Source organism: Agrobacterium sp. LAD9 (assembly GCF_003031125.1).
Classification (GTDB): Bacteria; Pseudomonadota; Alphaproteobacteria; order Rhizobiales; family Rhizobiaceae; genus Agrobacterium; species Agrobacterium radiobacter.
Genome location: NZ_PHGS01000034.1, coordinates 34,577 through 47,371, shown reverse-complemented (window position 1 = coordinate 47,371; position 12,795 = coordinate 34,577). Strand labels below are relative to the sequence as shown.

18 protein-coding genes and 1 pseudogene are annotated in these 12,795 nt (G+C 57.2%); 12 read left to right on the top strand and 7 right to left on the bottom strand.

The genetic code is table 11. From position 1 onward, the window contains the following. Nucleotides 1-536: pseudogene (locus DA915_RS28500) on the top strand (phage tail tape measure protein); the annotation flags it as partial. Here DA915_RS28500 and DA915_RS28495 read toward each other — a convergent pair. Then, a complete protein-coding gene (locus tag DA915_RS28495) occupies nucleotides 533-856 on the bottom strand; it encodes a signal recognition particle (RefSeq protein ID WP_107678093.1) in 324 nt (107 codons plus the stop codon). The pseudogene DA915_RS28500 and the gene DA915_RS28495 overlap by 4 nt on opposite strands. Before the next feature lie 44 nt (nucleotides 857-900). Here DA915_RS28495 and DA915_RS28490 point away from each other — a divergent pair, with 44 nt between their 5' ends. The 10 genes from DA915_RS28490 (at nucleotide 901) to DA915_RS28770 (ending at nucleotide 8,536) form a co-directional block, all read left to right on the top strand. After that, a complete protein-coding gene (locus tag DA915_RS28490) occupies nucleotides 901-1,365 on the top strand; it encodes a phage tail protein (RefSeq protein WP_107678092.1) in 465 nt (154 codons plus the stop codon). A 6-nt stretch (nucleotides 1,366-1,371) separates the two neighbouring features. Further along, a complete protein-coding gene (locus DA915_RS28485) occupies nucleotides 1,372-1,584 on the top strand; it encodes a tail protein X (RefSeq protein WP_107678091.1) in 213 nt (70 codons plus the stop codon). Nucleotides 1,585-1,587: 3 nt separating this feature from the next. Then, entirely contained in the window at nucleotides 1,588-2,754 is a 1,167-nt protein-coding gene (locus tag DA915_RS28480) for a phage late control D family protein (RefSeq protein WP_107678090.1), read from the top strand. 149 nt (nucleotides 2,755-2,903) lie between these two features. Then, nucleotides 2,904-3,812 carry a glycoside hydrolase family 19 protein gene (locus tag DA915_RS28475; RefSeq protein WP_107678089.1) on the top strand — a complete coding sequence of 303 codons (909 nt, stop codon included), beginning with the start codon at nucleotides 2,904-2,906 and terminating at the stop codon, nucleotides 3,810-3,812. Nucleotides 3,813-4,275: 463 nt separating this feature from the next. Next, complete coding sequence (locus DA915_RS28465; protein ID WP_107678098.1) at nucleotides 4,276-4,566, top strand: phage holin family protein; 291 nt, start codon at nucleotides 4,276-4,278, stop codon at nucleotides 4,564-4,566. A gap of 110 nt (nucleotides 4,567-4,676) precedes the next feature. Then, on the top strand, nucleotides 4,677-4,955 hold the full coding sequence (locus DA915_RS28460; protein WP_107678087.1) for a hypothetical protein: 279 nt from the start codon (nucleotides 4,677-4,679) through the stop codon (nucleotides 4,953-4,955). Continuing rightward, nucleotides 4,952-6,640 carry an SGNH/GDSL hydrolase family protein gene (locus tag DA915_RS28455; protein ID WP_244600820.1) on the top strand — a complete coding sequence of 563 codons (1,689 nt, stop codon included), beginning with the start codon at nucleotides 4,952-4,954 and terminating at the stop codon, nucleotides 6,638-6,640. Before DA915_RS28460 ends, DA915_RS28455 begins: the two co-directional genes overlap by 4 nt. Nucleotides 6,641-6,844: 204 nt before the next feature. Beyond that, the gene (locus DA915_RS28450) at nucleotides 6,845-7,684 is read left to right on the top strand and encodes a DNA adenine methylase (protein WP_107678086.1); all 840 of its coding nucleotides are present in this window, start codon (nucleotides 6,845-6,847) and stop codon (nucleotides 7,682-7,684) included. A 64-nt stretch (nucleotides 7,685-7,748) separates the two neighbouring features. Further along, a complete protein-coding gene (locus tag DA915_RS28445) occupies nucleotides 7,749-7,940 on the top strand; it encodes a hypothetical protein (protein ID WP_107678085.1) in 192 nt (63 codons plus the stop codon). 140 nt (nucleotides 7,941-8,080) lie between these two features. After that, nucleotides 8,081-8,536, top strand: a complete 456-nt coding sequence (locus DA915_RS28770) for a hypothetical protein (RefSeq protein ID WP_153064615.1) — start codon at nucleotides 8,081-8,083, stop codon at nucleotides 8,534-8,536. 129 nt (nucleotides 8,537-8,665) lie between these two features. On the opposite strand, the gene DA915_RS29370 is transcribed toward DA915_RS28770, so the two are convergent. From DA915_RS29370 to DA915_RS28420, 4 genes are all read right to left on the bottom strand, one after another. Then, a complete protein-coding gene (locus tag DA915_RS29370) occupies nucleotides 8,666-9,103 on the bottom strand; it encodes a BrnA antitoxin family protein (protein ID WP_244600819.1) in 438 nt (145 codons plus the stop codon). Next, entirely contained in the window at nucleotides 9,100-9,348 is a 249-nt protein-coding gene (locus tag DA915_RS28430) for a BrnT family toxin (protein WP_107678095.1), read from the bottom strand. Before DA915_RS28430 ends, DA915_RS29370 begins: the two co-directional genes overlap by 4 nt. 114 nt (nucleotides 9,349-9,462) lie before the next feature. After that, nucleotides 9,463-9,747, bottom strand: coding sequence for a hypothetical protein (locus DA915_RS28425; RefSeq protein WP_107678083.1), 285 nt, complete (start codon nucleotides 9,745-9,747; stop codon nucleotides 9,463-9,465). Then, nucleotides 9,744-10,418: a ParA family protein gene (locus DA915_RS28420; protein ID WP_107678082.1), complete on the bottom strand. Its 675-nt coding sequence runs from the start codon at nucleotides 10,416-10,418 to the stop codon at nucleotides 9,744-9,746. Before DA915_RS28420 ends, DA915_RS28425 begins: the two co-directional genes overlap by 4 nt. Nucleotides 10,419-10,786: 368 nt before the next feature. Here DA915_RS28420 and DA915_RS28415 point away from each other — a divergent pair, with 368 nt between their 5' ends. Further along, nucleotides 10,787-11,389 (top strand): recombinase family protein, encoded by a 603-nt coding sequence (locus DA915_RS28415; protein ID WP_107678081.1) that lies wholly within the window; start codon nucleotides 10,787-10,789, stop codon nucleotides 11,387-11,389. 166 nt (nucleotides 11,390-11,555) lie between these two features. Here DA915_RS28415 and DA915_RS28410 read toward each other — a convergent pair whose 3' ends face one another. After that, the gene (locus tag DA915_RS28410) at nucleotides 11,556-12,416 is read right to left on the bottom strand and encodes a replication protein A (RefSeq protein WP_107678080.1); all 861 of its coding nucleotides are present in this window, start codon (nucleotides 12,414-12,416) and stop codon (nucleotides 11,556-11,558) included. A gap of 182 nt (nucleotides 12,417-12,598) precedes the next feature. Continuing rightward, nucleotides 12,599-12,715, bottom strand: a complete 117-nt coding sequence (locus DA915_RS29365) for a ribbon-helix-helix protein, CopG family (RefSeq protein WP_236764486.1) — start codon at nucleotides 12,713-12,715, stop codon at nucleotides 12,599-12,601. Nucleotides 12,716-12,795: the final 80 nt, after the last annotated feature.

Here is a 12,795-nt window from a genome sequence, read left to right as displayed (position 1 = left end):
TCCTACCGTGGTACAGCCAAGCTGGCCAGTGGCTGAAGGGTTTCGGTTCGCAGCTCGGCTTTGGCCTGTCTGTCCAGAGTTTGGGCGACACCCCCGGCGATACGTTTCAGGACCAGGTCAAGAACCAGCAAAAATACAAGGAAGGTCTGCAGAAGCTCTTTGGTCTCAACAAGGATGCTTCGGGGGTTTCTGGCTGGGACAGCTTTTGGTTCGGCGATGCAGCCAAACCGGAATTCAGCTTTCGCGAACACGCCGGTATTTCCGGCGTGGGTGGATCGGGGGGCGATGCGCCGGCGACGGCAAGCGCCTCCGGTCAGCCGGTTTTGGCTCGCATCGATGCTGGCTCGATTGCTGAAATGGTTAAGCCGAACGGCACACAGGATGTGAGGGTCACAAACCAGCAGCCTGTTGTCGTTAATGTAAACAACCAGTTCAGTATCACGGGTGTTTCCGATCCGCAGGCGGCCGGAAATGCAGCCGCCTCGCAGATCGGCGAAAAAGTGCGGCAGGATGTCGAAAGCGCCTTCAGTGACTAGTGAATGAACCCGTTCGCCTTGGCGGCCCTGCGGATTTGTGTGCAATGGGCCGCTTTGGCGGTCGCCGTCATGTCTTTGTGTTCCGACTGCTTCCCCGCTGTCAAAAGCTGAAGTGTTGAGGCAAAGCCCATGTCGTCGGCCGCGACATTTTTCTCAATGTAGGACGCGATCATCTCATGATCGTAGGTTAGGCCGCAAAACTCTTCGGCCGCCAGCACTGTTCCCAGCTCAAGCGCAACTTGAGTGGAATTTCTTTTCGGGGCAGCGAGCGCGACGGTCGCGAAAATCAGCAGCGGTGCAAGTATCAGCGTTGGCTTCACCGCTGTTCCCCCTCTTATTCATCATGCGTCGCCAGAGGTAAAATATGTCCGGTTACACGTCAATGATGCTTGGCGGCTTCGGTTTCGAAGCGCTGGGCTTCGGCTATCAGGGCGTCAAGCGCTCCCTGAATACCCCATGGGCTGAAGTGGCCGTGGGGCAAACCCTCAACCCCCAGCAATGGACCGGCCCAACGTCAGACGAAATCACCATCGCCGGCGTTATCTTCACGGAGGAATTCGGCGGGCAATCGCAGCTCGACGGCATTGCCGCTGAAGCGCTCGCCGGCGTGCCCATGATGCTGGTGACAGGTGATGCGGTCGAGGGTGTCATTCGAGGCATTTTCACGGTGCAGGGCATTGAGGAAGATAAGTCCCATCACAATGCGCGGGGCGAGGCTGCTCGCAACGCCTACACAATCAAGCTCAAGCGCCAGCCGGACACCATGCCCCTGCCCGGTGGCTCCATTCTGGATCGCGCCACAAGCTTTCTTTCCAATCTCTTCCGGTGATTTTCCATGTCGAACACTTACATTACGCGGCAGGGTGAAACCGTCGATCTCGCCTGCCTCGCGCATTACGGCCGAACGGAAAAAGTCGTCGAGGCCGTGCTTGAAGCAAATCCGGGCCTTGCGGCGCTGGGCGTGGTGCTGCCGCTCGGCACCTCGATCATCATGCCGGCCATGCCGTCGACCACGACGCAACCGCGCCTTGTCAGCCTTTGGGATTGAGCCATGCATCCACGCGTCGAAGTCACCATTGACGGCCAGCCCGTGGCCGGCACGTTCTATGAGCGCCTGAAGTCCATCACGGTGACCGATAAGGAAGGGTTGAAATCCGACACGGTCGATATCGAGCTTAACGATGGCTCGCCCGACTTTCTGGCCCTGCCCCGAAAGGGTGCCATCATCGCCGTCCGGATGGGCTACGGTCAGAACCTCGGCTCGCTCGGCACCTTCACGGCCGACAAGATCAATGGCGCTTGTCTTCCTTATAGCCTGTCGATCTCCGGAAAGGCCGTGGACTTTCGAAGCGGCAAGCTGAAGGAACGGCAAGAGCGGGCATGGGATAAAAAGTCCCTTGGCGATATCGTCTCGCAGATCGCCGATGAAAGCGGCCTGACGCCAGCGATTGATTCCGACCTGTCGAAGTTTGTTTATGACTGGATCGGCCAGCAGGATGAAAGCAACCTGCATTTCCTGCGCCGGCTCGCCCAGCGCCATAACGGGCTGTTCTCGATCAAGCAGGGCCGGTTGCTGTTCTCAAAGCTGGGTTCGGGCAGATCGGCAAGCGGCACCAATATCGGTAGCGTCATTGTCACCCCTGAAATGGTACAGCTCGGTAGCCTGAAATTCGATATTGGCGACCGCACCAAATACAGCAAGGTGGTTGCCTACTATCAGGACAGCGACAAGGCGCAGCGGGTCGAAATCGAAGCGGATGCGGATGCGGATGGCGAAAGCGTCTACCGCATTCCGGAGCCGTTTTCGTCGCCGGATGAAGCGGACAAGGCGGCACAGGCGAAAGCCAAAAGCCTGAAGCGTGGCGAGGGTAGCACATCGGTCACGGTGATTGGCGATACCTCGATCTGCGCCGGCGCTCCCCTGCTCTACGCCGGCATTCGGCCGGGCCTCGACGGCGTGCCCTACATCATCGACACGGCCACGCACAAATATGTCGCGAAGGGCACCTTCACCACCGACATTTCCGGCAAGCTCTACGATGGCAAATCATCGACGGAAGGCGACGATGACGATGGCGGCGGTTCCTCTGGCGGCGCTGGCGGCTCGAAGGGCGGAACGGAAGGCGGCGGCAAGGTCGCGCCGAACAGTGCACCTAGTACACCCGCAACGCCGGCACACTTCCTGACGCCTCGGCTGGGGCGCACAGACGAAAACTAAATATCTGATCGCCGGCGCAATGCGTCGGCCTTTCCCGTCTGGTCGCTCCGCGCGACTTGGCAATGCCCGGCCTTGCCGGGCGCTTGAACCACAAGGTTCATTCCCTCCCCTCGCCTTCGGGCAAACCTCATCAAAACGGAGATATCCTTATGGATGCGACAACGTTCTTCGCATATGCGAGGCGCGCGCCTTTTGGCGGCCGTCTTTCGCAAGGCCAGATTGACGGCATGAATGCACTTTTCCGGTGCTGGGACTCTCACAAAATTCCCGCTCCGGATAAACGCCCACTCGCCTACATTCTTGCTTCGGTGTTTCACGAAACGGGCGGCAGGATGGTGCCGGTGCGAGAAACCTTCGCCTCAACCGACGCTGGCGCAATCGCTGCGCTTGATAAGGCGTGGAAGGCCGGAAGGCTCGGACAGGTAACATTGCCGTACTGGCAAAAGGACAAGGACGGCAAGAGCTGGTTCGGCCGTGGCGATATCCAGATCACGCACAAAGAAAACTACAGCAAGCTTGGTGAGCGGATCGGCGTTGACCTGGTCGGCAATCCATCTCTCGCCCTTGATCTCGATATCAGCGCAGAGATTGCCATCGTGGGCATGCTGGAAGGCCTGTTTACCGGCAAGAAGCTGACGGATTATTTCAACCTTAAGAATGATGATCCGGTCGGCGCGCGCGCGGTCGTCAACGGCAGGGACAAGGCGAAGCTGATCGCCGGCTATTACAAATCCTTTCTCGATGCCTTGGAAGCCGCCGCCCTCGCCTACTATCAGGGCCAGCCGGACGATGTTGCCGAACGCGATGCGCAGGCGGACAACGTGCCGGCCATGAAAAGCAAATCGCTCTTGACGATCATCGGCAGCTTCCTCGGCGCTATCGGCCTCGGCGCGGTGGATGATCTGAAGGGGGTTGTTGAAAGCGGCGCAACCCTGTTCGGCGCGATCTCCAATCCGTGGGCCTTCGGTAGCTTGGTCTTTGCCACAACCGGGGCTGTGGTTCTGACGTGGCTTGTCGGTTCCGGCCGGATCACGATCAACCGGAGCGCCGCGCCGTAATGTTCGCTCTGGATGCCGGATGGCTGAAAATGGCGGCTGGGGGGCTTATCTGCGCGTTCGCCCTCGCCGCTGGCTCTTATCACCTCGGAAAGCACGAAGGGCGCTCCATCGAGCGCGCAGAGGGCGAGGTGAAGGCCGCAAAGAACGCGCTCCAACGCATCGCCGAAATGGAGAAAAATAATGCATCGTTTCGTGGCCTTTCGCCTCGCCACCGTTGCCTCGCTTTCATGCGTTTTAGCGGCCTGCCAGACAGCGCCTGCGACTGAAGGCTCCGGTTATAACTTTGTCGGGTTTTCCGATCCGCAGGCGGCCCGACTGGCTTCGCAGGACGCGACGGCCGGGCCTGCCATCCACTCAAACAACCAGCAGTGCATCAAAGACCCTGCCTGCCGGAAATAGAAATCGTGAGGCTTCAGGGAAGCCTAAGGGGCTGAAGGTGGACAAGTTTAATTCTTTCAACGAAATGCTGACCGCATGGGGCGGCGGGGCATTCACAACTATCATCGGCGCACTTGCCGGCCGCTTCATGTGGCACGGCAATGAAGCCAGAAAGGGGAACCGGAAGTTCTTCGGGCGCGAGTTGCTTTGGGAGTTTCCGGTGGCCGTGGGTATGGCGCTGATCGGTGAAGGCCTTGCGTCATACGTCGGCATGAGCCAGCCCGCATCAACCGGCCTCATCGCCGCGCTCGCCTATTTGGGGCCGCGCGGAACGGAAGTTCTCTTCCAGCGCTGGTTTAGCAAAAAGGTCGCCTGACTTTTTCGATATCGACGGGCCGGGCGGGTTTCCTTCCGGCTCGTTTCTTTTTGCCCTCGCGGACGCTTGCAGCCCTGCGACACCTATCAAACGCAATCTCTGAGGATAAAATGACCAATACATTTTCTGTCGCCGGAACAACCGAATACAAGCTGGCTCTCGATGGCGAGACATGCAGCCGCTTTGGTCTGCAAACCGCTACGGAATACCCCGTCTACGTTGTGATTGGGGAAAACTTGCCGGCTCCGAACACGCCGAATTATCTCCTCTTGTCCATGGATGGTACGCGCGAGCTGGTCACCAGTCTCGCGGAAACGGACAAGGTTTATGTGCGGTCCGCAACCGCAGTGGACGTTGCGTTGCGCGGCTATAGCGAGGGCCGGACATGAGTGGCTTTTCACTGCGGGCCGGCATGGGGCTTTCCATGCCCGGTGACGATGGCGGGCCTGTCATCGAGATATCGAAACTGGACTTTGAGGAGACTGCGTTGGCAGGGGCAGCTCTGGCTGTTCTGTCCGTCTACGAGGCCCGCGCTATGGTCACCCTTTCATCTTTGAATTTTGACGATGTGGCAGCGGCCGGGGACGCGCTCGCCGCTTTGGAGGTAGGCATGCCCTGGACATTCAAATTGCTCGATGACGCTGGCGGCCGCTTTGCTATATCCGGTCGTAATATCGTGCGCGGCCTCACCCCGCTTGACCATAAGGCAATGCCTGCGCCGGCTGTGACGATTGAGGCTACAGACGGAAAGCGGGTGCGGCGAAAAACCTTTACGATCAATGTGCGGGGCATCAACGCGTGGTCGCCCATGCATGCAAAGCTTGAAGCTGGCCAAAACGCCACGCTGCTTGTGAACGGTGACAGCACCGCCTATGCCGATCCCGGTATTTTCTATCGTCTGGCGGAAGCGATAGGCGACATGCACGATGCCACCGTCATCATATATCGTTGGGCAGAATGGCAGATCAATGCCGCGACTGGCCCGAAAGCTTATGCAGCTCCCGTTACGCTTCGCACGGGCAGGCGCGGCACCCTGACGGTTTATCTTGCGGCTTTGCCGGGTGGCATGGCTGGCTATATGTTCGCCGACCAGCGCGCCGCCGCGCTGGCGATCCCGACGCCCGATCTCTGCATCATGCATCAGGGCCACAACATGCAAAGCTTTGAGCTTTCGAGCGGCGACGTCAGATACGTATCTGGCAAATCAGCCTTCCTCGGTCCCATTGCCATGACCTGCCTGAAATGGCCCGGCGTGCCGCAGATCATCACCACCCAAAACCCGAAACGCAGCAGCGCGGGCTATGACAAGGTGAGGGCAGCAATTCTTGAGATTGGCGCGTCACTGACCGATATCATGGTCATCGACACGCATCAGGCGTTCATGGATGCGGGAAAGCCGCCCACCTGGTATCTGGATGACACGCATCCGAACGAACTTGGTTACGCGAAAATAGCGGAATATTTGATTACCAGCTATCGCGGATCGACACCGGTTGCTGGTTACACCACCGCACCGTGGCCGCTCACTGCCGGGACCAATCTGCACGCTAACCCTGACTTCACAAACTGGACGGGTGCAGTTCCCGTCAATTGGAGCGCGCAAGCCCCGGCGACGGCGAGCAAGGACGCCAATGTTAAGTGGCCGGGTTTTGCTCATTCGTTTTCGATGACGCCAAACGGCAATGCTGCCGCTGGGATGGTGCGTTACATCAGGACAACCGAGTTGACACCCCTCCTTGGCAAACGGGTTACTGTTGCCATCCTTTATTATTCTGTGGCTGGGCAACGTAGTCCAACTATCAATTGGGTGGTGAAGTCCGGGGGTGGAACGCGCACGCTTGTCGGCGCTGCCCTGCAATTCGGTGGAGCTGGCGACCAGGTCACGGGCGGATGGATGATGGCGGTCTTTCATAACGTGCTGATTGATGCCGACATAGACCCGAACGCATTCACGACATACTTCTCGATCCGCGCTGGTTTCGGCGTGACGGCTCCTGCATCAAACCTGCCGTTACGGCTTCAGAAAATCATGATGGTAGAGGGCGACAAGCCGCGCATCGGGTTGGCGGCGTAGGTTGTCTTAACCCATAAAATCAAAGGGCCGGCAGGTATCCCCTCGCCGGCCCTTTTGTATGCCGCCCTCGGGTGGCCGCAGCCTTGCGGCTGCAACAGCGGGTGCAGATTGGCGTCGTACCCCGCCCGACAACAACGAAGATCATTGCCGCACCCTTCGCCTGCGCAGGCCGGGGCGGTTTGTCAGAAAAGATGGTCTTATACAATGCAAAATCTCTTCCAGTTTTCCGAAGTGCGGCCGGTCTCCCCTCCTGCCGCCTATCTCGGCGGTAAAAAACAGCTCGCCGGCCGGATCGCTGCATTGCTCGAGCAAATTCCGCATGACCTTTATGTGGAGCCGTTTACCGGCATGGGCGGCGTGTTCTTCCGCCGTCGCCTTGCACCTCGGGCAGAAGTCATCAACGATATTTCCGGCGACGTGACGACGCTGTTTCGCATCCTGCAGCGTCACTTGCCCCAGCTGCTGGAGGTGATGAAATTCCAAGTCTCGTCACGGCGGGAATTCGAGCGGCTGGCCGCGTGCGATCCTGCTACCCTGACCGATCTCGAAAGGGCCGCCCGGTTCCTCTACCTGCAAAAGCTGGCATTCGGCGGCAAGATTGCCGGCCGGTCCTTCGGAGTCGATACCACGGGCGGCGCGCGGTTCAACATCACGCGGCTGACGCCCATCATGGAGGAAGTTCACGAACGCCTCGCCGGCGTCGTCATCGAGTGCCTCGACTGGCGCACACTCATTGAACGGTATGATCGGCCGGGCGCAATGTTCTATCTCGATCCGCCTTACTACGGCTGCGAAAACGACTATGGAAAGAACGTCTTCAAGCGGGATGATTTCGCGGAGATGGCCGAACGTCTTGGCACGATCAAGGGCCGGTTCATGATCTCGCTCAATGACCGGCCGGAAGTGCGCGAAATCTTTGGTCGCTATCCCATGACGCCTGTCTCGTTGACCTACACCATTCGAGGCGGCGAAGGAAAAGAGGTTGGCGAAGTCGTCATTCTCGACGGGAAAGAGCCGGCCATTCCAAACCTGCCATTGCTATGAAAACGAAAGCCGGCCGGTGCGGTCGCGGGTTTCTTTTTCGTCTCCGGCCTGATATTTCCCTGTCATGGAAAAGAACCGTAAATTCCGCCTCTCGCAGCACGAAGATGGCAACTGGAACGTTATCGACACCTCTACGGGCGGACCTGTTGAGGTCAGCATAAACGGATCATTTTACGTGCTGTATAAAATGCCAAAAGACGACGCTGAAAAATGGCTGCTTTTGCTAAGCGACCTGCCTCAGTCTCAAAAGCAGTGACATGGAAAAGCCGTTCGGTTACGCCGGGCGGCTTTTTTCGTTTCTGGCATCGGGAATGACATTCTAATTCCTCGCTCCGATCGCGCGACCAGGTGGCGCGCAGCGCGCAACAAAATTACACGCCTGCGAAGGAATGTTTCATGCCGGCGTCTCGGCCGCCGGCGATCAATGAAATGATTTTGCGCCCTGCCCTATCCGCTATCTTCATCGGATCGGCGCAGCATCCGGCCGCCATGCCGAAGACGCACTATGCCGGTGCGATTGTGCCTGTAGACCTGATAGGCGGCATTCGCGGCCACGATATTGTCAGCGCCGGCAAGTTCCTTGAAGCGAAAGCCGTCCTCGGTGATTTCATCGACTGTGAAGGGAAATCCGGCATCAAAGAACGGCACCTTCTTTGGGTCTGGCAAATCCACGACATGTTGCTCCTGCCCGACTTCGCAAAAGAAGATGCTTTCCCGGCCGTAGACCCATGCCGTGACAGTGCGCCAGTCCAGCTTTCCCTTTGCCTTGTAACAAACCTGCCATTCGTTCTGATGGCAAATCAGCATTGGCCAGCTAAGCGGCTTCCTGATTGTGGTTTGAATGTCGGATGATTTCAGGAGCGGCGCGGGCAATTGATCCTTCCTTTTCGTTCTATGAATGTTCTCATATGCAAAAGGAGTCAAGCAATCGCCGGTGGAACAAAAAAAGCCGCCCGGTTGGGGCGGCTTCCGTGGTCTGGCTTAATGAAAGCCAGATATCTTTCTCAGATCGCTATTTATGCGCGACTGCCACCCTTTCCCCATCGCCTTGTAATGTTCGACTACTTCAGGGTCGAGCCTGATCGTGACGGGCTTTTTGTGCGTCTGCGCTTTCGGCCGGCCGCGCCGGGCTATTTCCCGGTCGATGCTTTTAGCCAGACCCGGCAGCACTTCGCGCAACGGCTTCATCTTTGCTTGCTCGTCCGCTTCTAGCGGCCGCTCGATCTCAGGATCGGGACCGATCATTTCGCCAGTTGCGGTTTCAACCCACCAGCCATCATCGTCTTGATGTACGCCGCCCTTGGCAATCAGGTCTTTCATGGCACGGTCATACTCGTGCCAGCGACGGCGCATTTCAACGGCGTCAGCTTCGGTGTCTCCGAGATCGGCGGTGATATACTGAGGCCATTTCCGGGTCATGATAAATTCCTTTCTGCCTTGTTTGCCCGTCGCATGGAAATGACGGAAAGGGCTTCTGAGCCATATGGACGAAACACAACGGCGATAACGGTAATGCCTTCGAAATTTCCTATCGCCTTATAGCGGCCTTCCTTGGAAGGCTGGACTTTGGCTGTTGTGAAGAAATCAATCGACAGGTCAGCGAAGTCTAGACCGTGTTTGGTCAGGTTCGCTTGGCGCTTCGGTTCGTCCCAAATAATCTTCATAAATTGTATGTACGATAAATAAAAGGATTGCGCAAGTTTTTTGTGCATACAAAAAGCCGCTCGGTGACGCCGGGCGGCTTGATTGAATGACGCGCGTTAACGCAGATGCGTCAACTACACTTTAGCGCGATCCATCAGCTCCTTTAGGGCGGCTGGATAGCTAAGATTATTCTCAATCGCGAAGGTCAGGAAACGGTTATAGGTGGATATCGGAGGGCGTATGTTGAGGTTGGCCGATGGCTCCGCATCCTTCCGGCGAATAATCTTTTGCGTTGGCTCCCGCGATGTAAAGCCGTGCTGTTCCGCGAGGCGGTCTATTTGTGTGGTATCGGACGGCTCAGATGGTGAGGTGTCGGGCGTAATAGCCAGCAATTTCTTTCCAAAGCCCAAATCGGTCATGCTGCTTGCTCCTTATTCACGAAAAACTCAACAACCTCTTCCATTAGCCGGTTGGCGTTGGCGATTGCCTGTGGAATGCCGTTCACCAGCTTCGGGTCCATCTCTGTGATATCAACTCGGTAGAGCAGTAGCGACTTGAACGCGGCTCGCTCATTGAGGTCGTTCTTGAAGCGCTGCACTTCGCCAAGATTTATCTGTGAAATAATTTCTTTTTGAAGGCGTGATGGAATAGCCTCTGACGTGCGAGTGAATATCACTCGATGAGGTATTTTTTTATCAAGCGTCTGCTCCTCAGCCTCAATGAGTGCGATAGCTTCCGCAGCGGAGCCGGCATCCATAGGGCTGGCTTGCAAGGGTATGAGGACAAGGTTAGCGCGGGACATTGCGCGAGATACCAACAGGCTCGCTACGCCCTCCAGATCGACAAACACGAATTGATATTCTTTGCGGTAGGCGTCAATCTTCGAAATAATGTTGGTTTCTGTCGCATCGCCATCGACAACAACGGGGTTCTTGGAGTCCCCTGCCCTCCATTTCACAGACCACTTGCGCCGGTCACAGTCGATGATAATCACGCTAGCACCTTGGGCTGCGAGGCTCGTGGCGAGAACCAACAGAGTGGTGGTCTTGCCAGCCCCTCCCTTCGGGTTCGCAACAGTGATAACTGGCATAGCGCGTCCTTCCTTGATTAACGTTGTAGCGTCACGATGCGGTATAATGCTTTATGTCGCGTTAACACGCACGTTGTTTAACGTTGATGCGTTATGATTGACGCAATTTAACGCTGATGCAGCATAATGCAAGTGCGTGGCCGTTAATGCGTGTATGAAGTGCTGAAAGTTAAAAATCACTTATCTTTCACCTTGCTGAAATTCCTCATAATTCGTGGTGAGTTAGCTATGGGGCTGGCACCGGAAAGTGGATGCTCAAAAACGTCCGGATGTGGTGCTAGCGTTGGCACCTGGTCGAAACCCCCTTTCAAGCAAATGCGACATGTCCAATAATAACCCGGTCACTTATGGGCAGGGCAGGGGAGAGAATGTCTCGAATTTTTGCTTACGTGCGTGTTTCGACGGTCGGGCAGTCGGCCGAGAACCAGATTGCGGAAATTGAAAGGGCCGGCTTTAGCATCATGCCGCGCCGGATAATCTCGGAAACGATCTCCGGAAGTACGCCGGTGGCTCAGCGGCCGGGGTTCTTGAAACTACTCGACCGCCTCGAACCGGAAGACGTGTTGATTGTGACAAAGCTGGATCGCCTCGGCCGTGACGCGATGGACGTCAGCAGCACGGTCAAGATGCTGGCTGAAAACGGGGTGAGGGTGCATTGCCTCCAATTGGGTGGCCTCGATCTAACCAGCTCGGCCGGCACGATGACGATGCACATTCTGAATGCGATGGCCCAATTTGAGCGCGACCTGCTGATTGAGCGGACGCAAGCCGGCGTGGCGCGGGCGCGGGAAAAAGGCAAGCGCTTCGGCCGGCCGCCCGTATTGACGGATCGGCAAGTGAAGTCAGCAAAGGCAGAACTGGCGGAAGGCGTCAGCGTCTCGGCCTTGGCCCGAAAGCACGGCGTTAGCCGACAGACAATCGCTCGCCTTAAAGCTGCACCGCAAGACGCCTCTCCGGGCGATGTGGAATAATATTCTCTTCAAGATTTCCCCTTGCGACCTCTCATAAGCCAAAAGACCTATCCGGGCGTGTGACCGGTCCTGAAACTGCGTATAGGTTGCCGCCGAACCGCACTTTAACGCGGTTCGGAACCGCCGCAGGGCCGCGTAAGCGGACCGAACAAGCGGCGTCCGCTTATTAATCCGCAGGATTATAAAAATCAGGACCGGATTCAGTTCTTTCAGTGAACTCACGCTCATTCAAAAGCTTTTCGGCCTTTCTTGCTTCCAAATTTTTGCGGAACCGCTCGATGGCAGGGTTCGCCGTCGCCGGCTGGGTGTAGTGAAACTGCATCTGCCTCGTGGCCGGCGTCTGGTGGCCTTCCTCGGCCCGCTGAACGCGGTTCTGTGCTGCCCGCTCGACATAACCCGCAAGCTGCTCGGCACGCGCTCTGTCCTCTACAGTCTCCCGCAGACGGTCGGCCGGCGAAAGGCTATCCATGTGCGCCTTGATGGCGTCTTGGCGTTCCTGATGGGCTTGTAGGGCGTCGTCGGGCAGGGGGGTGGCCTTCCTCGCATACTTGCCAAGAAGCGCCTTGGCGCGCGCCGGCAGGCTCAAGCGATAGGCATTGCTTGTCTGCTGCACCTGCGGGCCTGCACCTTCATTCCCGGTCGGGATATAACGCCGCAGCCAGTCGACAAAGCCATGGGTGCGGAGCGCGTCGAGGGCGCGGCATACAGCAGCGCGGGCGCGGCCGATCTTTTCCATGATGGTGCTGATGGATGGATCAAGCCGGCCGTTTCCGAAATCAACCAGATTGGTGAGGTAATCCAGCACTTCAAGCGCGACATGACCGAGGGGGCCGGTGCGCTTACCTGGCTGTTTCATCGCCAGTTCGTACTTGCGCGCGGCAAGCAGGATTTCGCGGGCTTCGTGCCGAGGCAGGGGCTTCCAGAATACAGCCTCACACTTGCCCTTCAGGCGTGAGTTTCTGCGCACGGGTGCGCCGGTTCGTCTGGTGCCGGATTTTGCCTGCACCGCGCTAATCTGCTGGAACATGGTTCCTTTGTCCTCTCTCAAGAGGGCATGGACAGCAGGCAAAAAATCAGCGTTCCCGCAAGCGCTAACATCTTGCGAGTTCGTTAATTCTGAACTATCTTGAGACTGTCTTACGGTTCTCAAGATCGTTTTATCTGCTTATCCAAAAAGCCCCCGCCTCGCCAAAGGTGGGGCTTTTTACTTTATGCCCTTGTTTGTTCTAAATAAAACCTGACGGCCTCTTCCAATATCGGGGCGCGGGACGATGCCCCACGTTCCTGTTTCAAACGGTCAATCTCTGCTACCACTTCACCCGGCATAACAATGCTGACATTCACAAGCCCTCTGGCTGCTTGTCTTGCGCGGGTGGCTGCAACGCTTTCACGGGATGAGGGACGAG